The organism is Lysinibacillus sp. FSL M8-0216 (genome assembly GCF_038595555.1).
GTDB lineage: Bacteria > Bacillota > Bacilli > Bacillales_A > Planococcaceae > Lysinibacillus > Lysinibacillus fusiformis.
The window spans coordinates 3,725,134-3,748,354 of record NZ_CP152007.1 but is presented as its reverse complement, the minus strand read 5'-3'; the positions used below and the strand labels follow the sequence as shown (position 1 = coordinate 3,748,354).

General features: G+C 36.7%; 19 protein-coding genes. 10 read left to right on the top strand and 9 right to left on the bottom strand.

The features are described from left to right. Nucleotide 1: 1 nt before the first annotated feature. Genes MKX57_RS18485 through MKX57_RS18460 form a run of 6 tightly spaced genes read right to left on the bottom strand, consistent with a single transcriptional unit; the run spans nucleotide 2 to nucleotide 5,384 of the window. A complete protein-coding gene (locus tag MKX57_RS18485; RefSeq protein ID WP_008176665.1) occupies nucleotides 2-700 on the bottom strand; it encodes a response regulator in 699 nt (232 codons plus the stop codon). 38 nt (nucleotides 701-738) lie between these two features. Then, nucleotides 739-1,491, bottom strand: a complete 753-nt coding sequence (locus MKX57_RS18480) for a histidine kinase (protein ID WP_008176667.1) — start codon at nucleotides 1,489-1,491, stop codon at nucleotides 739-741. 37 nt (nucleotides 1,492-1,528) lie between these two features. Then, on the bottom strand, nucleotides 1,529-2,521 hold the full coding sequence (locus MKX57_RS18475; RefSeq protein WP_342550519.1) for a dipeptide ABC transporter ATP-binding protein: 993 nt from the start codon (nucleotides 2,519-2,521) through the stop codon (nucleotides 1,529-1,531). Then, nucleotides 2,518-3,531, bottom strand: a complete 1,014-nt coding sequence (locus MKX57_RS18470) for an ABC transporter ATP-binding protein (protein WP_107922377.1) — start codon at nucleotides 3,529-3,531, stop codon at nucleotides 2,518-2,520. Before MKX57_RS18470 ends, MKX57_RS18475 begins: the two co-directional genes overlap by 4 nt. Nucleotides 3,532-3,546: 15 nt before the next feature. After that, a complete protein-coding gene (nikB, locus tag MKX57_RS18465) occupies nucleotides 3,547-4,467 on the bottom strand; it encodes a nickel ABC transporter permease (protein ID WP_008176673.1) in 921 nt (306 codons plus the stop codon). Between the two features lie 14 nt (nucleotides 4,468-4,481). Then, nucleotides 4,482-5,384 carry an ABC transporter permease gene (locus MKX57_RS18460; RefSeq protein ID WP_008176675.1) on the bottom strand — a complete coding sequence of 301 codons (903 nt, stop codon included), beginning with the start codon at nucleotides 5,382-5,384 and terminating at the stop codon, nucleotides 4,482-4,484. A gap of 181 nt (nucleotides 5,385-5,565) precedes the next feature. On the opposite strand from MKX57_RS18460, the gene MKX57_RS18455 reads away from it, so the two are divergent. From MKX57_RS18455 to MKX57_RS18430, 6 genes are all read left to right on the top strand, one after another. Beyond that, nucleotides 5,566-7,125 (top strand): glutathione ABC transporter substrate-binding protein, encoded by a 1,560-nt coding sequence (locus tag MKX57_RS18455; protein WP_107922379.1) that lies wholly within the window; start codon nucleotides 5,566-5,568, stop codon nucleotides 7,123-7,125. Between the two features lie 42 nt (nucleotides 7,126-7,167). Further along, the gene (locus MKX57_RS18450; protein ID WP_043990197.1) at nucleotides 7,168-8,418 is read left to right on the top strand and encodes an amidohydrolase family protein; all 1,251 of its coding nucleotides are present in this window, start codon (nucleotides 7,168-7,170) and stop codon (nucleotides 8,416-8,418) included. Continuing rightward, a complete protein-coding gene (locus tag MKX57_RS18445; protein ID WP_089985627.1) occupies nucleotides 8,415-9,626 on the top strand; it encodes an amidohydrolase in 1,212 nt (403 codons plus the stop codon). The genes MKX57_RS18450 and MKX57_RS18445 overlap by 4 nt, the downstream gene beginning before the upstream one ends. 168 nt (nucleotides 9,627-9,794) lie before the next feature. Then, nucleotides 9,795-10,700, top strand: coding sequence for a DMT family transporter (locus tag MKX57_RS18440; protein WP_008176683.1), 906 nt, complete (start codon nucleotides 9,795-9,797; stop codon nucleotides 10,698-10,700). A gap of 762 nt (nucleotides 10,701-11,462) precedes the next feature. After that, nucleotides 11,463-12,731, top strand: a complete 1,269-nt coding sequence (locus MKX57_RS18435) for an OFA family MFS transporter (RefSeq protein WP_008176685.1) — start codon at nucleotides 11,463-11,465, stop codon at nucleotides 12,729-12,731. 268 nt (nucleotides 12,732-12,999) lie between these two features. Beyond that, a complete protein-coding gene (locus MKX57_RS18430; protein WP_008176687.1) occupies nucleotides 13,000-13,692 on the top strand; it encodes an AIM24 family protein in 693 nt (230 codons plus the stop codon). 43 nt (nucleotides 13,693-13,735) lie between these two features. Here MKX57_RS18430 and MKX57_RS18425 read toward each other — a convergent pair whose 3' ends face one another. Then, the gene (locus MKX57_RS18425; RefSeq protein ID WP_008176688.1) at nucleotides 13,736-14,986 is read right to left on the bottom strand and encodes an NAD(P)/FAD-dependent oxidoreductase; all 1,251 of its coding nucleotides are present in this window, start codon (nucleotides 14,984-14,986) and stop codon (nucleotides 13,736-13,738) included. Nucleotides 14,987-15,273: 287 nt separating this feature from the next. Here MKX57_RS18425 and asnB point away from each other — a divergent pair, with 287 nt between their 5' ends. From asnB to MKX57_RS18405, 4 genes are all read left to right on the top strand, one after another. Continuing rightward, on the top strand, nucleotides 15,274-17,121 hold the full coding sequence (gene asnB / locus MKX57_RS18420; protein ID WP_089985632.1) for an asparagine synthase (glutamine-hydrolyzing): 1,848 nt from the start codon (nucleotides 15,274-15,276) through the stop codon (nucleotides 17,119-17,121). Nucleotides 17,122-17,391: 270 nt separating this feature from the next. Further along, nucleotides 17,392-19,005 (top strand): polysaccharide biosynthesis protein, encoded by a 1,614-nt coding sequence (locus MKX57_RS18415; RefSeq protein WP_025117504.1) that lies wholly within the window; start codon nucleotides 17,392-17,394, stop codon nucleotides 19,003-19,005. A 10-nt stretch (nucleotides 19,006-19,015) separates the two neighbouring features. Beyond that, nucleotides 19,016-19,729 (top strand): pseudouridine synthase, encoded by a 714-nt coding sequence (locus MKX57_RS18410; protein WP_008176694.1) that lies wholly within the window; start codon nucleotides 19,016-19,018, stop codon nucleotides 19,727-19,729. A 161-nt stretch (nucleotides 19,730-19,890) separates the two neighbouring features. Further along, a complete protein-coding gene (locus MKX57_RS18405; protein ID WP_342550518.1) occupies nucleotides 19,891-21,408 on the top strand; it encodes a diguanylate cyclase in 1,518 nt (505 codons plus the stop codon). A gap of 57 nt (nucleotides 21,409-21,465) precedes the next feature. Here the strand turns inward: MKX57_RS18405 and MKX57_RS18400 are convergent, their stop codons facing one another. Both MKX57_RS18400 and MKX57_RS18395 read right to left on the bottom strand, forming a co-directional pair. Next, on the bottom strand, nucleotides 21,466-22,635 hold the full coding sequence (locus MKX57_RS18400) for an MFS transporter (RefSeq protein WP_008176697.1): 1,170 nt from the start codon (nucleotides 22,633-22,635) through the stop codon (nucleotides 21,466-21,468). Between the two features lie 327 nt (nucleotides 22,636-22,962). Beyond that, complete coding sequence (locus tag MKX57_RS18395) at nucleotides 22,963-23,184, bottom strand: DeoR family transcriptional regulator (RefSeq protein WP_004226074.1); 222 nt, start codon at nucleotides 23,182-23,184, stop codon at nucleotides 22,963-22,965. Between the last annotated feature and the right edge of the window lie 37 nt (nucleotides 23,185-23,221).

Sequence of the window (23,221 nt, the reverse complement as noted above, 5' to 3'; positions counted from 1 at the left end):
TTCAATTACCTTTACTCGTTTTAGACGATTTATATTGACGAGGTGATTGATTATATTTTTTCTTAAAAGCTACACTAAAATAGTGTTGGCTATTAAAACCACAGCTCTCCGCAATTGCTGACATACTAGCATCTAGATTTTCACTTATTTTCTTCACGGCCATCTCTAGGCGATAATTATTAATATATTCATTAATGCCGATGGATTGCTCCTCCAAAAACTTACGACTTAAATAACTAGGGTTTAAATGGATTTTTTCAGCAATAATATTTAAACTCAGTTTTTCATGATAGTTTTCATGAATATAGGAAAGGGCGCTTTGGATCGCATCATGGTTAGAGCTCCATACTTTATATTTCTCCACAATAGCATTTAATTCACTAGCAATAACAGGCTTTGTTAGATAGTCCTTTACTCCAATACGTAACGCTTGCTGCGCATATTCAAAGGTTTGATAGGCTGTTACCATTATAATGTCTACATCATAAAGTTCTTTTAACTCTTTACTTAAAGTGATTCCATCTTTCCCAGGCATTTGAATATCCAAAAAGGCGATAGTCATACGGTGCTTTTTAGCTAATTGCAGAGCTTGTGAAGCGTCCTGAGCAGTATGGAATGTCCAATTAGGGAAATGTGGCTTTAATAAATAAATCATTTGCTCAAGCTCTAAAGGCTCATCATCTGCGATTAATATATTCATGTTGAGGTTCTCCTTTCATATTCAAATTAGTAGAAAGCCTAAGCGGGAACATGGATCGTTACAGTGTAAAAATGTTGATCGTTTTGAATTGAAAATAAAATACTTTCGAGTCCATAAATAAGCTCGAGACGTTTTTTAATATTTTCAAGACCATAACCTTGCTGCAATTCATCTTCTACTTGCTCAATAGCCGATTCTATCTTTTCTGATGGTTGTGTATTTTTTATTTCTATTAATAAAAACTTGTCCATTTTCTTTATATAAATGAAAAGTTCAGCAGGTCCTATATGCTTTTCAAAGCCATGTTTATATGCATTTTCAATAATGGTCTGGAGAATAAATGGTGGTATTTGTACAGATAATGCTGCATCATCAACATACTTATGGACCGTCAAACGATGTCCAAAGCGTAGCTGTTGAATATTTAAATAGCTATCGACAAATAGCACCTCGTTTTTTAAAGCAATTAACACCTCATGATTATTATATTTAAATTTAAAAAACGTTGCTAAGGCCTCAATGCCCGCTACCAAATCTTCCTTTCGATTGATACGGGCTAGGCTCAGTAATGAATTTAATGCGTTAAAAAAGAAATGGGGCTGTATTTGCTGATTTAGCTGAAGAATATTGGCTCTTTGTAAATCTTGCTTTAGCTCTAAATTTCTTTTTTCTTCCTCTAGGCTATCAATTTGTTTTTCGAAAATAAATATAAAAGTAAGCAGAAAAGCTCCAATAATTGGAGCGATTACACATAGGAGAATATATATGTTGAAGGTTTCTAGTTGTAACATAATGACCTCTCCATTGAATTTATAAGTGTAAGTTACATTAAACTAAATTTTCTGCAAAATGGCAAGCTACCTTATGGGTTGCCGTAATTTCCCGTAAAGCGGGCACCTCTGCTTTACATTTATCTGTAGCGAACGGACAACGTGTATGGAAGCTACAGCCTGTGGGGGGATTTAACGGTGATGGTAGATCTCCCTTTAAAATAATACGCTCCTTACGATGCTCCTTATCAATGACTGGAATCGACGAAAACAGTGCTTTTGTATAAGGGTGATGCGGCTGGGTGAAAAGGGATTGCTTATCAGCAATTTCTACGACTTTTCCAAGATACATAACCATTATCCGGTCTGATATATGGCGCACCACACTTAAATCATGTGAGATAAATAAAAAGGTTAAATCTAAATCTTTTTGTAGCTGTTTCAGTAAATTTAAAATTTGTGCTTGGATAGATACGTCCAGGGCAGAAACTGATTCATCACAAATAATAATTTTGGGATTGACCGCAAGTGCTCTTGCGATCCCAATACGTTGACGTTGCCCACCAGAAAATTCATGTGGATAACGCTCTAAATATTCTGGTCGCAGTCCAACAAGTGACATTAATTCAATCATGCGTGCCTCTTGCTGCTCTGGAGGAACTATTTTTTGAATAGACATGGCCTCTGTTAACATTTTGCGAATGGTGCGTCTTGGGTTCAGAGATGCATAAGGATCTTGGAAAATTATTTGAATGTCCTTGCGCGCTACTCGCAGCTCTTTTTTATTCATCGTTACTAAATTTTTGCCGAATAATAACACTTCTCCAGATGTAGGCTCATCTAATCTTAAAATAGAGCGACTTGTCGTTGATTTACCGCAGCCAGATTCTCCAACAATACTAAGTGTTTCACCAGGCATAATCTCAAAGGAAACACCGTCCACCGCTTTAACCACCTGCTGTGGACCGAAGAGTTTTTCTTTTTTTAAGGAAAAATGTTGTTTTAAATTATTTACTTGTAATAGTGGCTGTGCTTGCTGCTCTTTTATCATAAGGTCATCTCCTCCATAAGTGTTGCTCCCTGCCATTCCTTACTGTACATCCAGCATCTTACCTTTTTCCCTGGCTCAATCGTAAGAAGTTCAGGCTGTTTTTCAAGGCATAAGTCTGTAGCAAATGGACAGCGTTCTGCATAGCGGCAGCCAATTGGATAATGATATGGACTTGGAACGGTTCCATGAATAGTAGATAATTCCTCTTGATCCTCATATAGTTTTGGCAAGGATTGAATTAAACCATTAGTATAAGGATGTAATGGTTTTTCAAAAAGGCTATCAGTTGTGCCTTCCTCTACAACCTGCCCTGCATACATAACGGCGATTTTATCGCAAATCTCAGCTACAACACCAAGATCATGGGTAATGAAGATAATGCTCATTCCTAACTGCTTTTGCAAATTTTGAATAATATCAATAATTTGAGCTTGAATGGTTACATCTAAGGCAGTCGTCGGTTCGTCAGCAATTAAAACATCTGGCGTACAAGCAAGTGCCATCGCTATCATAATACGTTGACGCATCCCGCCACTTAGCTGATACGGCTCTTGTTTCGCTCTTTTTTCAGGGGCTGGAATGCCAACTAGGCGAATCATATCCACCGCTTTTTGCCATGCTTCTTTACGTGATAAACCTTGGTGTAAACGAATGGATTCAGCGATTTGTTCACCAACGGATAGCACAGGATTTAAGCTTGTCATAGGCTCTTGGAAAATCATTGATATTTTATTGCCTCGAATTTTACGTAATTCTTCATCTGATAATTTCAAGATGTCTGTATTGTTTAAAAGAATTTCACCATTAACAATTTTGCCAGGGGGTGAAGGGACTAATCGAAGTAGTGATAGGGAAGTCATGGATTTCCCACAACCAGATTCTCCGACAATGCCCAGTGTTTCTCCTTTTTGAAGTGTAAAGGAAACACCGTCCACAGCTTTAGCGACTCCCTCACTCGAATAAAAAAAAGTTTGTAAATTCTTAACTTCTAACACTGTATCTTGTTTCATCTGTTTTTTCCCTCCCTAGTTTAAATCCATCCGTTTATTAAAGATTCGATACAAAATATCGACGAAAAGATTAATGAATACGAATATTAATGAAGCGACTAGCACGCCTCCTTGAACGATTGGTATATCTCGTGTACGAATTGCATCGACAATCATTCGACCTAATCCGTTCACGGCGAAAACAGATTCTACTAATACTGTGCCGCCAAGTAAACTACCAAACTGTAAGCCTACTACTGTAATAACTGGAATTAAAGCATTCCTTAATGCATGCTTTAAAATGATAATATAACCTTTTAAGCCTTTAGCTTTAGCCGTTCGAATATAATCTTGATTGACGACTTCTAACATACTTGAACGTGTCATACGTGCAACGATGGCAGCACCACCTGCGCCGAGTGTAACCGCAGGTAGAATAATATGTTTAGCACTGTCCCAGCCTGCAACAGGTAGCCAATGTAACTGAACGGAGAAAACGTACATTAATAAAATACCTAACCAGAAACTAGGGAGCGAGATTCCTAATAATGCCACAATCATTAAACCAACATCCATGAAGGAATAAGGGCGGATTGCTGAGATGATGCCGGCAATCAGCCCGAGAACAATAGTAATTAAAATACTATAAAAGGCCAGCTCAATTGTAATTGGTAAACGAGCCGTAATTTCTTCAAATACAGGTTGATTATTTTTTAAAGAATGACCCATGTCACCTTGTAAAAGATTTTTAATGTAATCTGTATATTGAATAGCTAAAGGCTTATTCAGTCCTAAATTTTCACGCAATTCATTAACGGTTTCTTGTGAAGCTCCTTCACCAGCTAAAATGATGGCCGGATCGCCTGGAATCATTTGCATAATTAGAAAAACAACAAGCGTTACACCGAGCGTCACGGGGATAATTTGAGCAAGTCGTTTTAGGATAAATAATGTCATATAACTTCTCTCCTTTAATTTTTCATTCTTGGATCTAAAGCATCTCGTAAACCATCTCCGAATAGGTTAAATCCTAGAACAAGGATGGAAATCATAATACCTGGGAAAAGGGCCATATATGGGGCCGTAAAAAGAAAATCCCTCCCATTGGATAGCATGGCACCCCATTCAGGAGATGGCGGTTGTGCACCTAATCCTAAGAATGACAGACCTGCAGCAGATAAAATGGCTGTTGCTAAACGCATAGATGCTTGGACAATAATAGGTGATAAAATATTCGGGAAGATATGCTTGATTAATATGGTCATATCATTCGCACCGAGTGTTTTAACAGCATCGATATATTCTAATTTTTTTACTTCCATTGTCGATCCACGTACAATACGGGCAAACATAGGGATGGAAAAGAATCCAACAGCAATAGTTACATTAATAAGACTTGGTCCTAATGCGCTGACAATCGCTAAAGCTAGTAATATACCTGGAAAGGCAAGCATGATATCTAAAATACGACTAATAATCGAATCAATCCATCTTCCATAGTAGCCAGAGATAAGGCCGAGGATTGTCCCAATTGTTCCACCAAATAACACGGCTGAAATACCAACACCAAGAGATAAACGGGAGCCATATAATATTCGACTTAAAATATCTCGTCCTTTGTCATCTGTCCCCATTAAATGATCTAAACTGGGTCCTTGTAATTTTTGATCTAACTGAACATCGAATGGATCATAAGGAGCTATAATTGGCCCGATAAGAAACATCAATATATAGAGAAGAATGATGATACCCCCTGCGACAGCGGCCTTATTTTTTTTGATTTTGTTTAGGAACGAGACAAGATTCTTTTTTCTAGAAGCTTTACGTGCATTCACTAAAACAGCATGGTCTATAGTAGTAGTTACTTTATCCATAATGAAACTCCTTTTCTATTTGATTTGATTTCAATTTAGTGAAAAGCGTAAAGAATGTAAATATTTTAGAAGGTATTAGTCAGAAAATTTAAAAAACAAGTAAAGATTTTAAAAAACAAGTGAATTTTATTTCTTTATAATTCGAAATGTAAGGACGAAAACATAAAAGGAGGAAATGTTTATGAAGAGAATGAAGGTTTTTTTATTGATGACACTAATTACTGTTCTAGTTTTGCAGGCATGCTCAACTGCTAGTAATAAGAGTGCTGAAGGTTCCAATGAGGGATCGAAAAGTGTAGGAGGGGAATTAGTTGTTTTAAGAGCATCAGATGCAACAAGCCTGGATCCTCACTTTATTACTGATATCCCTTCAGCGAATATAATTCATGGCAAAGTATATGAAACACTTGTTGCTTTTGATAGAGATCGTAAAATTGCTCCATTACTTGCAAAAGAGTGGGAACAAAAAGATGATGTCACATGGACGTTTAATTTAAATGAAGGCATTAAATTCCATGATGGAGCTGATTTTAATGCGGAAGCTGTAAAAGCTACATTCGATCGCATTTTAGATCCAGAGACTGGTTCACCACAGCGTGATAAATTATCAATGATTAGTGAAGTAGTAGTCGATGATACGTATGTTGTCACGATGAAATTAAAGGAGCCATATGCACCACTTTTATCAATTTTAGCAAGTCAGGAAGGTAGTATGATTAGCCCGAAAGCTATTGCAGAAGCGGCAGATGAATTAGCAACACATCCAGTAGGGACAGGTCCATTTGTATTTGATGCTTGGAAATCGGGTCAAGAAATTACATTAAATTCAAACAAAGACTATTGGGGTACGGTACCAAAAGTAGATAAAGTAACATTTAAAGTAGTACCCGAGGATTCTACACGTTTAGCGATGATTGAAAGCGGAGAAGCGCATATCGCTGAGCAAGTACCAGTAACTGAAATTGATCGTATTGAAAATTCGTCAACTATGAATCTATTCCGTGCAGAAGGATTGGCAGTAGAATTCATTGGTTTCAATGTGAAGGATGAACTGTTATCAGATGTTAAAGTGCGTCAAGCAATTAGTTATGCAGTGGACCGTGAAGCAATTATTAGCGGTATTTATGATAATGTAGGCACACTTGCCAATTCCGCAATGAGTCCAAAAATTATCGGTTATTCTAGTGAAACAAAGCCATATGATTATGATGTAGTAAAAGCAAAAGAACTACTAAAAGAAGCGGGTGTTAAAGAAGGAACAAAAGTTAAATTACTAACGAGCGACCGTAAAGAGCGTATTAATATGGCAGAGGTTATTCAATCTCAATTGAAGGGCATTGGTCTAGACGTTGATATTCAAGTAATGGAATACGGCGCATTTATTTCTGAAATTACGAAAGAACAACACCAAATATTTATTAGTGGCTGGGGTAATGCAACTGGAGATGCTGATTATAACCAATTTAATCTATTCCATACGGCTTCTATGGGACCTCCAGGAAACCATTTCTACTATTCAAATCCAGAAATAGACAAGCTAATTGAGCAAGGACGTTCTGAATCAAATCAAGAGGCACGTAATGAAATCTACAAAAAAGCAATGCAAATGGAGTTAGATGATGCTGTGTATATTCCAGTTCGTAACTACGAGCATTTAGCTGTTTACAGTAATGCTGTTAAAGGGTTCTGGTTAGATGCATCTAACTATACGATGATCAGTGGCGTTGAAATTGTAGAATAATCAAACTTGGTGAAACCTACAAATACCAATGAGGAGGAAACTATGAATAAATTACTGCTGAAAAATGTGAGATTAGAAGAGGCATTTGAGCATGAAAATGAACGCATTGTTGCAACGCGTACTGCTATTTATGATGTTCTAATTGTAGATGGATATGTTCAACAAATAGATAAGAATATAGTAGTCGATGGCGATGTAGAGATAGTAGATGCTCAGAAGCAATTATTAGTACCATCTTTCCGAGAAATGCATATTCATATAGATAAAACTTATTTTGGTGGAGAGTGGCAGGCGCCAAGACCTATTACAAAAGGGATATTAACGCGCATCGAGGAAGAACAAACGTTGCTTCCTAAACAATTACCGACCGCGGCTTATCGGGCTGAGGAAATGGTTAAGTGGTTAATTTCACAAGGACATACACATATACGGTCGCATTGTAATGTGGACCCACAAATTGGGACCAAGCATATTGAAATTACAAAGCAAGTATTAGAAACATATCAAGATCAAATTACTTATGATATTGTGGCTTTCCCACAGCATGGTTTACTGCGCTCTAATGTGGAAGGACTGATCCGTGAGGCGATGGCAATGGGGGCAACGCTTGTTGGAGGAGTTGACCCATCCATTGTAGATAGAAATATTGAGAAGTCATTGCAAACAACGATGGCTATTGCTCAAGACTATCAGGCTGGGATTGATATTCATATTCATACAGCTAATACTTTAGGTGAATTTGAATTTTATAAACTAATCGAATTAACCAAACAGGCGAAAAAAGAAGGACAAGTTACAATTAGTCATGCAATGGCGCTTGCGGATTTAGAACAATCAAGATTAGAAAACTTAGTTCAGGCGATGGCTGCTGTTCAAATGGATGTTACAACAACGGTACCAACGGATATTAATCGCTCGACGATACCTATTCCATACCTTTATAACAATGGTGTAAAAGTTTCTGTTGGACATGATAGTTTAACAGATCATTGGTCTCCTTATGGTACAGGAAACACCATTATGAAGTTAAATGTAATGGCGGAGAGATTCCGTTTTATTGATGAATATTCATTAAGTCGCGCTTGGAAATATGCTTCGGGTGGCATTACTCCATTGAATGATGCAGGAGAACGTGTTTGGCCACGGGTTGGTGATAAAGCCAATATGCTTTTAGTAGATGGAATTAGTACTGCGCATGTTGTAGCAAGAAGATGCCCTATTTCTACAGTTATTTCACAAGGACATATTATTCACCAACAGGAAGTTGGAGAGTTGAAAGGAGAATACAGATGAAGCACTGGCTTACAAATGTTCTACTTGAAACAGGAGAATATCTAAAAGAAAATGATACTATCGGTACAAAGGTGGAGCTTTTTCACCTTGAAATTACGGATGGCTTTATTTCTCAAATTGTACCAGCAACACAAACAATTGACTCTCTAGATGAAGTAACAGATATGAAAGGGAAGCTGCTATTACCAGCCTTTAAAGAAATGCATAATCACTTAGATAAGACATACTTATCTTTACCGTGGAAAGCATGTGTGCCTGTAAAAAACTTGAAAGAACGCTTGGGTCGTGAAGCACAAGAATTATCGGTCCTTGCAACGACTGGGAAACAACGAGCTGCAGCCATGATTGAGAAAATCCTCCATAATGGTGCCAATCATATCCGTACACATGTCAATATCGATCCGTACATTGGCTTAAAAAACTTAGAGGGTGTGCTAGAAGCATTGGAAGATTATAAAGATGTTGTGACATCAGAAGTCATTGCCTTTCCACAGCATGGCTTACTAAAAGACGATGTGCCTAAATTATTACGTGAAGCCTTGCGCAATGGGGCAACGATGATTGGTGGGCTAGATCCTGCTGGTATTGATAATTCAATAGAGCCTTCTCTTTATGAAGTCATGAATATCGCACAAGAATTTAACGTAGATGTTGATATTCACCTACATGATGGTGGTCATGTTGGCTATTATACAATCGATAAATGGATCGATATTGTAGAGGATGCAAACTATCAAGGGAGAACGGCTATTAGTCATGCCTTTTCTCTTGGGGATGTAACAGCTTTGGAACAGCATAAAATTGCAGATCGTCTAGCGCAGCAGCAAGTAAAAATTATGTCAACGGTGCCATTTGATTTAAGACGATTAATCCCACCCATTGATTTACTAACAGAGCATGGAGTAGATGTTCACTTTGGTTGTGATGGTTTTTATGATTCATGGAGTCCATATGGCTCTGGAGATATTTTAGAAAAAGCAACGACTTTTGCGGACAATACCCGTAAGCTAGATGAGCGTTCTATTCGACAAACATTAAAATACATTACAAATGGTGTCACACCATTGGATGCCAATGGTCAAAAGGTTTGGCCAAGCGTGCAAGATGAAGCAAGCTTTGTTTTCTTTGACGCCGTTTCTAGCGCTGAAGTCATTGCACGTAAGCCATCAAAACGGGTGGTAATGTCAAAAGGCAAGTTTATCCATTAAGTATCAATCTAAATCCCCCTTATTTAGATACTATAGCAAACTAGAAATTTTCTAGTTTGCTATACTTATGTTTTAATAGATAGGAAGAAATACAAGAAAGGGAAGTAGATTTTTAAAAGAGTTGATCATGAACTATGTAGAAGTCTCTTATATACAGGTGCGATAAATATGAAGCAACTAACGATCTATATGATTTTATTTAGCTGTGTATTTTTTTGGGCCAGTAACTTTATTATTGGCTCTATTTTAATTGAACATTGGTCTCCTATCATGGTTGCTATTTTTAGATTAATGGTCATTGTTCTATTTTTAGGCTGCATTAGTTGGAAGGCAATTATTCGTACAACGTTTACACGCAATGACCTACTGTTGCTGATCATTGCAGGAATACTAGGTGTTTCCGTCAATCACTATAGCTTCTATGCAAGTCTCCAGCATACCTCTCCTATTACCGCGGCATTAATTTTAGCCTGCGCACCGATTGTCACATCTTTACTAAATAAAATGATTTATCATGAATCACGAAACGGTATATTTTGGTTAGGGGCAATCATTTCATTTATAGGAGTTGGCCTCATCATTACTAAAGGAGCCCTCATCACCATTTCTATTGGAAAGGGAGAGGTGCTAAGTTTAATTACGATGCTAAGCTTTGCCTTATTTCTTATTATTGTGAATCATCTCAGTCTGAAATTATCAGCCCAGTCCATCACCTTTTATACAAATCTAATCGGTTTGCTGGTGCTTGTCCCATTTTCGTTTACGATGTGGACACGAATAAATTGGCAAGTAACATACTCTTATTGGATGCTGCTCATTTTATCAGCGGTTATTATTCATGGGATTAGTAATTTACTTTGGAATCAAAAAATGAAGGAGATTGGCTCAACGAATGCTTCGCTATTATTGAATTTTGAGCCAGCTATCGCTATGCTATTAAGTGCGATTTTTTTAAAGCAATTTCCTACAAGTGTCCAAGTATATGGCTCCTTATTGATTTTACTAGGAATTCTGCTATGTATTTACTATAAGGAAATAAGAACTTTGCTTTTTATGAAAAGAAAAACAACTTAAAAAATCTATTATTTTGTACAGTATGTTGGAAATATTTCTAGCATGCTGTTTTTTTTGTATATGTTTTGTTTTTTTACAAAAATAATATTTCACGAAAAATGGACTTGTTCTAGCATATTTATAACCTGATAGAAGCAATTCATTGTGACTCAGAGTGTTAAACGTTCAATTTTAGTTGAAAAAAATATATATTTGAATAATAAAAATGAAGGAAAATTGAAAGTGGTTTAAAAATTATACATTCACTGTATTGTTATAAAAATATTATTTTACAATTTAAAGTAAAAAAAGAGGTGTTATACCATTTTTAAGGATATTTTTAAAAATAAAAAATTTGTCTTTTTCTATTGTGAAATTCTCTCTTATTCTAAAAATTTCTATATTATGTGTAATGCATTTGCTGTATTTCAAGTGTTGTTGCCTCCTGTTAAAAATGGTAAAAAGAGACGTATGTATCTGTTGAATGTGAAATTATGCACAAAAATAATTATTTTGATATAATTAATGGTTATTTGTAAAATAGAGTAGAAAAGTAATAATAGCTAAAAGGTGTTATGCTTTTTGTAGTATAAACGCTGTTTTGCTTAGAAAATGTAGGGTTTATTTAATGAAAAATATTAATGGAAAAACAAAATACTTTTTGGAGAAATAATATTTTTTAGAAAAACATCTTGCATTTGAATAATTCTAAGTGGTAAATTGTTTAACATGGACGTTCATAGAATTTTCACAGGTAGCAAAAGAGGGGAGAAATGAGAATTTATGAATAAAAATAGATGGTTAATTGCATTATCTGCAATCGCTATTCACCTTTCAATCGGTGGAGCCTATGCATACAGTGTATACAAGATACCGATTGTCACAGAAATGGGATGGAGTGAAACAAAGGTAACGGTTGCCTTTACCATTATGATGGGGCTTGCTGGGTTTTCAGCTGCATTATTTGGTAGTTTAGTAGAGAAGATGGGACCACGTAAATCGGCGATGGTAGCAGCGGTCTTATTTGGAGCAGGACAAGCTGGTGCAGGAGTTGCAATTTCAATGGATTCGGTCGTGTTGTACTGGTTAACATATGGCGTACTTAGTGGATTAGGTATGGGGATTGGTTATATTGCGCCAGTATCAACGCTTGTAAAATGGTTCCCAGATCGACGAGGTCTAGCAACAGGGATGGCCGTACTTGGTTTTGGATCTGGTGCACTAATTACAGCGCCAGTCGCAGCCAACTTAATGGAGGCAGTTGGCATCTCTACAACATACTTTATTTTAGGGGCAAGTTATTTCACGTTAATGATCTTAGGGGCTTCATATATAGCGCCGCCTAAGCCTGGTTATATGCCAGCTAATATGAAGGCAGCAGCCGATAACGGCAAAGAAGTAGTAAAGAAAGATTTAGCAGTTATGTCAGCACGTGAGGCTGTCAAAACAAAGCATTTCTGGATGCTATGGTCTATGCATTTAGTGAATGTTACTGCAGGAATTATGATGATTTCTGTTGCCTCACCTATGGCGCAGGAAATTGTCGGGCTATCAGTTGCAGGAGCTGCAGCGATGGTAGGAATCATGGGGTTATTTAATGGTGGTGGTCGTTTAATTTGGGCCGCTGTATCTGATTATATTGGACGTTCAAATGTATTTGTTATTTTCTTTACAGCACAGCTAATTACATTTATCGTTTTACCACATACAACGAACGTGATTATTTTCCAAGCACTTATTTTCTTAGTCGTTAGTTGCTATGGTGGAGGATTCTCAAATTTACCTGCTTTTGCAAGTGATTTATTTGGAACGAAACAACTTGGTGTGATCCATGGTTATTTATTAACAACTTGGTCATTGGGTGGTATTTTCGGACCGTTGTTAGTAAGCACTATCAAAAATGCTTATGGAAGCTATATTCCTGTATTCTATGTATTTGCAGGGTTAATCGCTGCTTCATTAATCATTTCAATCACATTACGTGCTGATGTACGTAAACAAACTGCTTTAAAAGCGGCACAAAATGTTGGAGACGTTTCCGCTACTCAATAATCTATTTTTGCGATAACTGTATAGGTGTCATTTCGCACATGGCACTTATATAGTTATTTTTTTGCATTGATTGTTATATAACAATTATCGGTTCCTCGTTTAATGTATAACAGTGCATACCTGATGTCAATACCATTACTGGAAATGAAAAAATTTCGTTATTAAAAGAGAAAATTTGTAACGAAAGATGGGGTAAGGGATAAAGCGCTAAAATTTGAATCTTTTCTCAAAAGTAATCGTATATAAAGTAATTAGGGAGGGATCTACTATGGGGAAATTTTCTTTAGATGAATTTGTTCATAAAACACAGCAGGATGATCAAGAAAATGATTATTTTGAATTGGAAACTGAGCGTGTATTAGAGGTTAATTTAAACGGTGAAGTATGGTCCAAAATGGGCGCAATGATTTCCTATACAGGAGACATTAAATTTGAACGTGAGCGCGTGTTGGAGCACGGACTTGGTAAGATGTTTAAAAAGGCTTTAACAGGTGAAGGTACACAATTGATGAAAGCAAGTGGAAAGGGCAGACTTTATTTAGCCGATCAAGGTAAGAAAGTAACCGTCTTTGATTTGAAAAACGACAGTCTTTGTGTAAATGGTAATGATCTACTTGCTTTTGAGCCTAGCATCAACTGGGATATACGGTTAATGCGAAAAATGGCTGGCATCATGTCAGGTGGTTTATTTAATGTAACGTTACAAGGGACAGGGAAAGTAGCGATTACAACACACTTCGAACCATTAACATTATTAGTAAAACCAGGTGAAACGGTTTATACTGACCCACATGCCACTGTCGCGTGGTCAGGGAATTTAACACCTGAGTTTAAAACAGATATTAGCTTCCGTACATTTATTGGTCGTGGAAGTGGCGAATCAATCCAGATGGCGTTTTCTGGTGAGGGCTTTGTCATTATCCAGCCATTTGAAGAAGTATATATGTCTAGTGAAAGCTAAAAAAGCGTGTCCGCTTTGTCCGGACACGCTTTTTCTTCTATTATTATAATGCCGCATTCATTCCTGCAATACGTCCCGTTACAAGGGCAGAGGTAATATTATAACCTCCTGTATAGCCGTGAATATCTAGGATTTCACCACAGAAGAATAGGCCTTCTTTTCTCTTGGAAGCCATTGTTTTTGGCTCAATTTCTTTTACGGAGACACCACCACCTGTAACGAATGCTTTATCAAGTGATTGTGTGCCACTTACTGTCAAAGTGAAGTTAACGAGTAAACGAGCTAGCTGACGAATTTTATCTTGGGATAATTCGGCACCCGTTACTTGTACATCGATATTTGCCTGTTCACATAAAAATAATAGCCAACGTTCTGGGGCGATGCCTTTCCAAATATTTTTCACAGCTTTTTTCGGATCCTCTTTGATCAACTTATTTAAATATTGTAGACATGTTTCTTCATTATAATTAGTTAAAGTTTGTATACGCATTGTTACGGGCTCATAGCCTGTTTTCATTAATTCTTTCACAACGAATTGGCTACAGCGTAAAACGGCAGGACCGCTTAAGCCAAAGTGTGTAAAGAGCATGTCCATTTGATGGGTAACGAGTACCTTACCTTTTTTGTTTAGCACAGAGACAGCAACATCACGTAAGGCTAGACCCTGTAGTTCACGTGCTTGAATGAAGTCCTCTTTCGAGATAACAGGGACTTCTGTTGGGAATAAAGTTGTAATTGTATGGCCAGCTCGCTCTGCCCATGGATAGCCATCGCCTGTCGATCCCGTTTGTGGGACAGCCTTGCCACCAACGGCTACAATGACGGCTTGGCTACGAATTTCGGAGCCATCTGTAAGACGGACACCGAGAATTTTTTCTTCATCCATGACAAGCTTGTTAACGGCTGTGTGTAAACGAACTTCAACATGTAAACGTTGAAGCTGACGAATTAGCGCATCGACAACATCTTGTGCACGGTTAGATACAGGAAACATTCTACCATGATCCTCTTCTTTTAGAGCAACACCAAGCCCTTCAAAAAATGCGATAATATCTTCATTATTATAAACGGTAAAAGGACTATAAAGAAAACGACCATTACCAGGTATATGCTTCACGATTTCTTCAACAGGCAAACGATTGGTCACATTACAGCGCCCGCCACCAGAAATGGCTAATTTTTTTCCAAGTTTTGCACCTTTTTCTAACAATAAAACTTTCTTTTTCCGCTCTCCAGCAGCAATCGCCGCCATTAAACCAGATGGGCCACCACCGATCACGATTACATCATACATAGTTAGAAACTCACTTTCTTTTCAATTTAGGAATCTTTCCTATTATACATGAAGTCTATATAGAGTAGGGGCTTCTTTGACATTGAAAATAATAGCAAAGTGTTTTATAATTCTTTATCCCTTCCTTCGTATTGAAGGGTATTTTATAGTAGAATGAAACACAATAAATTTTGTTATACAATTATATCGATGAAAGTTTCCTTTATTAGCATAGTCAGCATGAAATGAATGTCTTTTCATGCTATTATGGTAAAGGTTATGCACTAAATTATGAGGTGAAAAATAGAATGTGCGGATTTATAGGTTATATTAATGGAACAAATGTGATTGATCATCATCAAACAATTGAAAATATGATGAATACAATTATTCACCGCGGGCCAGATAGTGGTGGTATTCACAGTGACGATACAGTAACGTTAGGATTTAGACGATTAAGTATTATTGATTTATCAGATGTAGCGAATCAGCCATTATATAGTGAAGACGGCAATATTGTGCTTGTATTCAATGGAGAGATTTTTAACTTCCAAGAGCTGCGTGCAGATCTTATTGAAAAAGGACATACTTTTAAAACGCAATCAGATAGTGAAGTTATTATTTATGGCTATGTAGAGTATGGTGTAGACTTTGTGAAAAAGCTACGTGGTATGTTTGCTTTCTGTATTTGGGATAAAAAGAATGATTTACAATTCATTGCTCGTGATGGTTTTGGTATTAAACCATTGTATTACTCTGAACATACAACAGATGGTACGTTTATTTTTGGCTCTGAAATTAAATCATTTTTACCACATCCTTCATTTATTAAAGAATTAAATAAAAAGGCATTACGTCCTTATTTAACATTCCAATATTCTTCGATGGATGAGACATTCTTTAAAGGGGTCTTTAAATTACCACCAGCACACTATATGCTCATTCAAAATGGCAAAAAGCAAATTGTGCAATATTGGGATAAAAAATTCCATGCTAAAGAAGCATCCATTGAAAAATACATTGAAGAAATTCGTTCAACTGTTAAAGAATCAGTAGAAGCTCATAAAATCAGTGATGTAAAAGTTGGTTCATTCTTATCAGGTGGTATTGACTCAAGTTATATTACGTCCTTATTACGTCCAGATAAATCATTCTCAGTTGGGTTTGCTGATTATGAAGATATGTTTAATGAAACGAACCTAGCTAAAGATTTATCTGATACGTTAAATATTCAAAATGAACGTAAATATATTACGGCAGATGAGTGTTTTGAAGCTCTTCCAAAAATCCAATGGCATATGGATGAGCCACAATCGAATCCTTCTTCTGTACCTCTGTACTTCCTTTCAGAGCTAGCCTCTAAAGATGTAACAGTTGTACTATCAGGTGAAGGTGCGGATGAAATTTTCGGTGGCTACTCTTGGTATCAAAACTCAGGAAGAATGCAAAAATATGAAAAACTTCCATTGGGTGTTCGTAAAACGTTACGTGGAATCGCGGAAGCTCTACCTAAAAGCCAATATACGAACTTCCTTATAAAAGGTGGTCAAACGGTAGAGGAACGCTTTATAGGGGAAGCAGTAGTTTGGGATGAAGTAGATGCAATTAATGTTCTAAAACCTGACTATAAAAATGCACCATCTGTAAAATCTATTACAAAACGTATTTATGACGAAGTACCAGGCGAAGATGATGTGACGAAAATGCAGTATTTAGATTTAAATCTTTGGATGCCAGGCGATATTTTATTAAAAGCTGACAAGATGAGTATGGCGCATTCGATTGAATTACGTGTACCATTCTTAGATAAAGAAGTAATGGAATTAGCTAAAAATATTCCTTCTCAATATCGCGTCAACGACATTGATACAAAATATGTTCTGCGCCAAGCTGCACATCAAGAATTACCAGAAGAATGGGCTAAACGTCCGAAGTTAGGCTTCCCAGTACCAATTCGTCACTGGTTACGTGAAGAAAAGTATTACAACATGGTAAAAGAAATGTTTACTACTGACTTTGCCAATGAATTTTTTGATACAAAACAATTAGTTGGCTATTTAGATGAACACTATGAAGGAAAAGCAAACCGAGGTCGTTATATTTGGACAGCCTATGTATTCCTAGTGTGGTATAAAAAGTTCTTTGTGGACATGTAATAAAGAAATGGGCTTTAATCGGTGGGGTTTTTTGTAATCCTCACCGATTATTTTCAGGTCTTTTTTCATCAAGTATACTTTTAAATGAACTTTTTGATGATTTTATGCGTCTCATTTCCTATAAATATGTTAAGATTACAGTTGGTTTACTTATGAAACTTTCGAGTGACAGCGCTTGCATGTTGTGACTATAAAAAAACGAAAAGATTTTTATAAGTATGCTTGGAAGTATAACTATAATATTGATTTTACAATGAATGGATGGGTATGATGTCCAATTTAATGAAAGGTACTGCGATATTAACATTGGGGATGTTTTTATCGAAGGTGCTCGGATTAATTTATATTTTTCCGTTTTATGCAATTGTCGGAGAGAAAAATATCGCACTCTATCAATATGCATACATCCCTTACTCTATTATGCTGGCAATCGCCATATCAGGTGCGCCCATTGCTGTCTCCAAATTTGTTTCTAAATACAATGCAATGGGGGATTATCAATCAGGTCGAAAGCTGATGAAATCGGGCATACTCATTATGATGATGACTGGTTTTGCAGCATTTATTGCCCTCTTTTTCCTTGCTACACCTATAGCAGGATTGGTGATTAAAAGTGAAGAACAAGTTTTTACAGTAGATCAGATTGCTTCGGTCATAAGATGGGTTAGCTTTGCCTTAATTGTTGTACCTTTTATGAGTCTTTGGCGAGGTTTCTTCCAAGGCTATGACAAAATGGAGCCTACCGCTGTTTCACAATTAGTCGAGCAAATTGTGCGAATTGTCGTGTTACTAGGCGGTTCCTTTATCGTGGTGGTTGTGTTCAAAGGTAAACCAGAGACTGCCATTTCCTTTGCAGTATTTGCAGCCTTTATCGGAGCGATCGGTGGCTTAGGTGTTCTTTATTATTATTGGAAAAAATATCAGCCTGAATTTAACTTATTACGCAGTCAAAGTGTAACCTCTACACAGCTGCCCATGTCCAATATTTATAAAGAAGTTATTACCTACTCCATACCAATGGTGTTCGTAGGTGTAGCCAATCCACTATTCCAATTAGTCGATATGCTTACATTTAATGGGGCTATGACATCCATTGGCTTAGCTGAGGTGACAGATACCTATCTATCGATGATTAACTTTATGACACATAAGGTTGTCATCATTCCTGTCATGCTAGCAACAGGTTTTTCGATGGCGCTTGTCCCGACGATTACAAAATATTACACACAGGGGGAATATTTATCGCTACGTCATGCGATGGATAAAACCTATCAAATTTTAATTTTCATTACATTGCCAGCCGTAGTTGGTATTTCTCTATTAGCAAATGAAATTTACTTTATGCTGTATTCTGAAAGTGAAATGGGTTCGATGATTTTAGCCCATTATGCACCTGTTGCCATTTTATTTGCGTTATTCCAAGTGACAGCTGCCCTATTACAAGGAATTGATTTTCAAAAATGGATTGTCTTCAGCTTATTATCAGGAATTTTCGTTAAACTAGCGCTAAATATCCCATTAATTCGTTTATTGGAGGCAGATGGCGCTATTGTAGCAACTGCAATCGGTTATAGTGTATCCATTATTATTAATATTCTTGTGTTACGTAAAACATTAAATTATCGATCAGAGATGGTCGTTCGACGTGTCATGTTAATTGCATTATTGACTATGGCAATGGCGGTCAGTGTGTTGATTGTCCATAAGCTACTGGAATTACTAATGGGTCCAGTTGATAGTAAATTCTCAGCATTACTGTTCTCTGTTATTTGTGCAGTTGTTGGCGTAGCTGTCTATGGCTTCTTGTCACTCCGTATAGGTTTGGCACAAAAGCTATTAGGTGAACGATTAACTCGTATTATGAGCAAGCTGGGAATGAAATAGGAGTGGTAAGATGCGGTTAGATAAATTACTTGCAAATATGGGATATGGCTCTCGCAAGGAAGTTAAACAGCTATTAAAGCAAAAAGCTGTCACAGTAGATGGTGCTTCTGTCAAAGATGCTGCTATGCATGTTGACCCAGAACAGCAAAATGTGTCCGTCTATGGAGAGCGTGTCGTTTATACAGAATTTGTCTATTTTATGATGAATAAACCACCAGGTGTTATTTCTGCAACAGAAGATTTAAGAGATGAAACAGTTATTGACCTATTGGAGCCATTAGACCAGCATTTTCAACCTTTTCCGGTTGGCCGACTCGATAAAGATACAGAAGGCCTACTGGTATTAACGAATGATGGTATATTAGCTCATAAATTATTGTCTCCTAAAAAACACGTGCCAAAGGTTTATTACGCACATATTGAAGGTGTTGTAACGGAAGAGGACGTAGAGAAATTTGCAGAAGGCGTGGAGCTAGATGATGGGTATATGACAAAGCCTGGCAAGCTTGTTATTCTAAAATCTGCGCCACAATCTGAAATTGAGCTAACCATTCAGGAGGGCAAATTTCATCAGGTGAAGCGAATGTTTGAGTCTGTAGGTAAACGTGTAACCTATTTAAAGCGTATATCTATGGGGAATCTAAAATTAGACGATCACCTGGCGTTAGGAGAATATCGTGAGCTAACTGCAGAAGAATTAAACTGCTTACAAAATAACCCTTAACATGTTCCTCGGTGCTAACTTAGCATCGGGGATTTATTATATACAGCCTTATGACAGTAACTGTATAATACGTAATGAGTTATCTTAATATAGTGAGGAAGCGTATTATTGTCTAAAATATTTCCAAAAAATGATGGTGAAAATAAGTAGAGGGCCAATAAATGAAGAACCTGCGAATTAAATTATTACTATCTTTAATAGCTTTTGCAGTTATCCTGGTTGCTGTAATTTCAAGTGTGAATAGGCAAATATTAGTTGATGATATAGAAGAACAAGTTGCCAGGAATAGAGTGTTAATAGAAAATCATATTCTTACAGATATGCGAACAGTAGATAATGCTCATTTATATTTTGATGAAAACATGTCAGACGAAATGGAGCAGGGACTGAGAGCTTTAAAAAACTATTATCGTGAGAATCCAAATGTTGCTACATGGGATTTACAACAAATGAAAAATAAACATAATATGGATATATACATAGTAGATCAGTCTAATACAGTAATATACACAACATTTGATAAAGATCTTGGTTTCAATTTTTCTAAGTGCTGTCAGCGTTTTTCTGCATTATTGGATGAACGACGTGCGAGTGGAGAGTTTTTCACAGACGGGATAGACATTTCCACAACGACAGGAGAATACCGAAAATTTGCCTACCTTGCTACACATGATAAGAAATATCTACTTGAACTAAGTATAGACTTATTGAAAAATCCAGTCTTTCAAACTTTTAACTTTGAGAAAACTTCAGAATATTTGGTAGCAAAATACGTTGATTTAGTAGAAGTGCAAACGATTAGTGCTGGTGGGGTTTTCTTTAATGATTCAAGATCGAAGCGGATAACCGTACAAGAACAATCCGAACAGTTTCAGAAATATTTTGAGCTAGCAAGGAAGAAGATGCAGCCTGTCGAGTATCAACAAGCATTTAATCAGGGGCAGATTGAAACGCATCTTTTTTTACCTTATGAAGCAGAGACGGTCAGAGGGGAGTCTTCCAAAAGAATTGTTTATGTGAAATATACTAATTTCACAAAAATGGAAGCGCTTCAAAAAAACACAAAACAGTTTTGGGTTTTACTAGTCATTGCTTTAGTAACCGCCTTTGTCATGCTGTTAGTTATTAATAAAATACTCTCTAAAACAATCCATCTCGCCACTTTTGATCCGTTAACAGGTGTCTATAATCGTGCAACCTATATTCGAAAAATGGATAGCTTACTAAAGAAACGAAAAATAAATAGGCCTGGATTATTGTTAATCGATTTAGATAATTTTAAACAAGTAAATGATCAGTTTGGCCATGCGGAAGGGGATCATATCTTAATTGGAACGGCCAAAATCTTAAAAAAAGTAGTGAAAAAAAATGGTTTTGTCGTAAGGTTTGGTGGAGATGAATTTGCCATTGTTTTGTATGATACAACAGAGCATCATATGCAACAGCTAGCAGATGCCATCTTGGCGCAAATAAGAACTCTCAAATTCGAAGGTCAAGACATAGAGAAATGGTCGGTACTATCGGTGAGTATGGGAGGGGCTATTTATCATCATCCCGAAGATTCAGAAATGAGCTTATTTGAGCGAGCGGACCAAGCACTATATCAATCGAAAAATGCTGGTAAAGACCAATACTCTAGCTATGCTGAAGCCGCTGCTGTCGAAGATGCCAAACTTTAAAAAACGCCCCATACTATAAATAGCAAATTAAGCTATTTGATAGATATGGAGCGTTTTTTAATGTGTTGATGTTTTAGATCGATAAAAGATACAACTACACAATACTAGGACAGCTATAATTGCAAACATGGCATCCATATAGTGCGTTAATAGCCAACCTCCTATAATGGGTCCGATAAAGCCCCCTAAATTTTTAAACTGTGCAGCGCCAAGGTAGGTCGCTTTTTGAGTGTCAGGCGCAATTTCATCAATCATGACATTCATTGTAGGGAAGGCAAAGATTTCTCCAATCGTAAAAATAATCATGGCGATGATATAGAGCGTATAGTTGTCGGAGAGCCCGAACATGAATAGGCCGATCGCAAAAAATAGAATACCGATTAATAAAGTGGCGGATGAGGAAAATCGTTCAGACACAATACTAATAGGTAATTGTAATAATAAGACGACCGCTGCATTAAGTGAAATCAATAGGGAATACAGTTTTGTTCCATTTTCAACAGTTAATTCAATGAATTGTGGCAATGTCGAATCAAATTGAGAGTACCCGATATTGATAAGGATGGCCCCAAAAATAAAGCTAAGCAACACACGATTTGTTAAAAGGATTGTGAAGGTGTGCAAAATTTTTGTTTGCATAACAGCTTTTTGTTGTTGCATTTGATAACGATTTAACACGAAAAATAAAAATATGGCGTAAATAATATACATAATACCTGTTAGCATAAAAGGTATACTTGGGCTTGCTAACTGCGAGATATAGACACCTATTATTGGACCAATGACTGCGGCAATATTAATGGCAGTGTACCGTAGTGAAAAAAGTCTTTTCCGTTTATCAGAAGGTGTAAAATCAATCATTAATGCCTGAGTGGAAGGTTCAAAAAATGAGCGACAAAGACCGTTCAAGGCGTTGAATAGAATAAATAACCAAACTGTATGGACAGTGGCAAAGCCAAAGAATACGAGGCTCCATACAATGATCGTTAATAAAATGACACTTTTCCTTCCGAAACGATCCGTTAAATATCCACCAAAAAACCCCCCAACTGTAGATATAAGGGGTGCAATCCCAATAGTCAATCCAATTTGTAAAGGAGAGGCTTCAATTTCATTATGTAAATAAATAGCTAAAAAAGGCATTGCCATAAAGCTTGCAATACGTGTGAAAACTGTTCCACCTAAAATAATCCAAACTAATGGATGAAACAAATTTGACAGTTTCATATAAAATCCTCCTCTCAACAATTTAGAATGTTTCGAGTTTAACGGATTGTTAAGCAACTGTAAATAGTCAAAATACTCTCGAGAGATACGCTTCAGTAAAGTTAAACGAGAAATGACTGAACGTGCTTCATTTTATTTAAAGGAGCAAGATGAGTTTTTCATTTATTTTCTTATTCCTACTGCCAATGAAACAGCAAAATAATGATTGTCTTCGATTGATCCAAGAAGATCAACAATATCTAATAATCTTTTAACAGCAAAAAAAGAATGACCCCGACGAAAGGTCATTCTTTTCCATACACAATGCTTTACGCATTCTACGTAAAACTAAGACGTCAATTTTACTTTTTTCTTCGTCGTTGTCCATCTGCCTCGACTTGGACTCGTCACCAAATCGTTAAAGGCTAACACGTTCAAATCTCTTTGAACGGTGCGAGGAGTGATACTAAACTCTTCGACTAAATCCTGTGTAGACACGGTTCCTTTGTCTAAAATAAACATGTACACGTCTTTAATACGATTAAGCATTCGATCAGTAGTTGGTTTCATTAAATGAACCACTCCTTCATCTTAATTCTCTTGGCAA

Excerpts from the sequence above, each read along its gene's own strand:
- MKX57_RS18410 (WP_008176694.1), top strand. The coding sequence starts at position 19,016 with ATGCGGTTAGATAAATTACTTGCAAATATGGGATATGGCTCTCGCAAG.
- MKX57_RS18425 (WP_008176688.1), bottom strand. The coding sequence starts at position 14,986 with ATGTATGATGTAATCGTGATCGGTGGTGGCCCATCTGGTTTAATGGCG.
- MKX57_RS18455 (WP_107922379.1), top strand. The coding sequence starts at position 5,566 with ATGAAGAGAATGAAGGTTTTTTTATTGATGACACTAATTACTGTTCTA.
- MKX57_RS18460 (WP_008176675.1), bottom strand. The coding sequence starts at position 5,384 with ATGGATAAAGTAACTACTACTATAGACCATGCTGTTTTAGTGAATGCA.
- MKX57_RS18430 (WP_008176687.1), top strand. The coding sequence starts at position 13,000 with ATGGGGAAATTTTCTTTAGATGAATTTGTTCATAAAACACAGCAGGAT.
- MKX57_RS18470 (WP_107922377.1), bottom strand. The coding sequence starts at position 3,531 with ATGAAACAAGATACAGTGTTAGAAGTTAAGAATTTACAAACTTTTTTT.
- MKX57_RS18415 (WP_025117504.1), top strand. The coding sequence starts at position 17,392 with ATGTCCAATTTAATGAAAGGTACTGCGATATTAACATTGGGGATGTTT.
- nikB (WP_008176673.1), bottom strand. The coding sequence starts at position 4,467 with ATGACATTATTTATCCTAAAACGACTTGCTCAAATTATCCCCGTGACG.
- MKX57_RS18475 (WP_342550519.1), bottom strand. The coding sequence starts at position 2,521 with ATGATAAAAGAGCAGCAAGCACAGCCACTATTACAAGTAAATAATTTA.
- MKX57_RS18435 (WP_008176685.1), top strand. The coding sequence starts at position 11,463 with ATGAATAAAAATAGATGGTTAATTGCATTATCTGCAATCGCTATTCAC.
- MKX57_RS18405 (WP_342550518.1), top strand. The coding sequence starts at position 19,891 with ATGAAGAACCTGCGAATTAAATTATTACTATCTTTAATAGCTTTTGCA.
- MKX57_RS18395 (WP_004226074.1), bottom strand. The coding sequence starts at position 23,184 with ATGAAACCAACTACTGATCGAATGCTTAATCGTATTAAAGACGTGTAC.
- MKX57_RS18440 (WP_008176683.1), top strand. The coding sequence starts at position 9,795 with ATGAAGCAACTAACGATCTATATGATTTTATTTAGCTGTGTATTTTTT.
- MKX57_RS18400 (WP_008176697.1), bottom strand. The coding sequence starts at position 22,635 with ATGAAACTGTCAAATTTGTTTCATCCATTAGTTTGGATTATTTTAGGT.
- asnB (WP_089985632.1), top strand. The coding sequence starts at position 15,274 with ATGTGCGGATTTATAGGTTATATTAATGGAACAAATGTGATTGATCAT.
- MKX57_RS18445 (WP_089985627.1), top strand. The coding sequence starts at position 8,415 with ATGAAGCACTGGCTTACAAATGTTCTACTTGAAACAGGAGAATATCTA.
- MKX57_RS18450 (WP_043990197.1), top strand. The coding sequence starts at position 7,168 with ATGAATAAATTACTGCTGAAAAATGTGAGATTAGAAGAGGCATTTGAG.
- MKX57_RS18480 (WP_008176667.1), bottom strand. The coding sequence starts at position 1,491 with ATGTTACAACTAGAAACCTTCAACATATATATTCTCCTATGTGTAATC.
- MKX57_RS18485 (WP_008176665.1), bottom strand. The coding sequence starts at position 700 with ATGAATATATTAATCGCAGATGATGAGCCTTTAGAGCTTGAGCAAATG.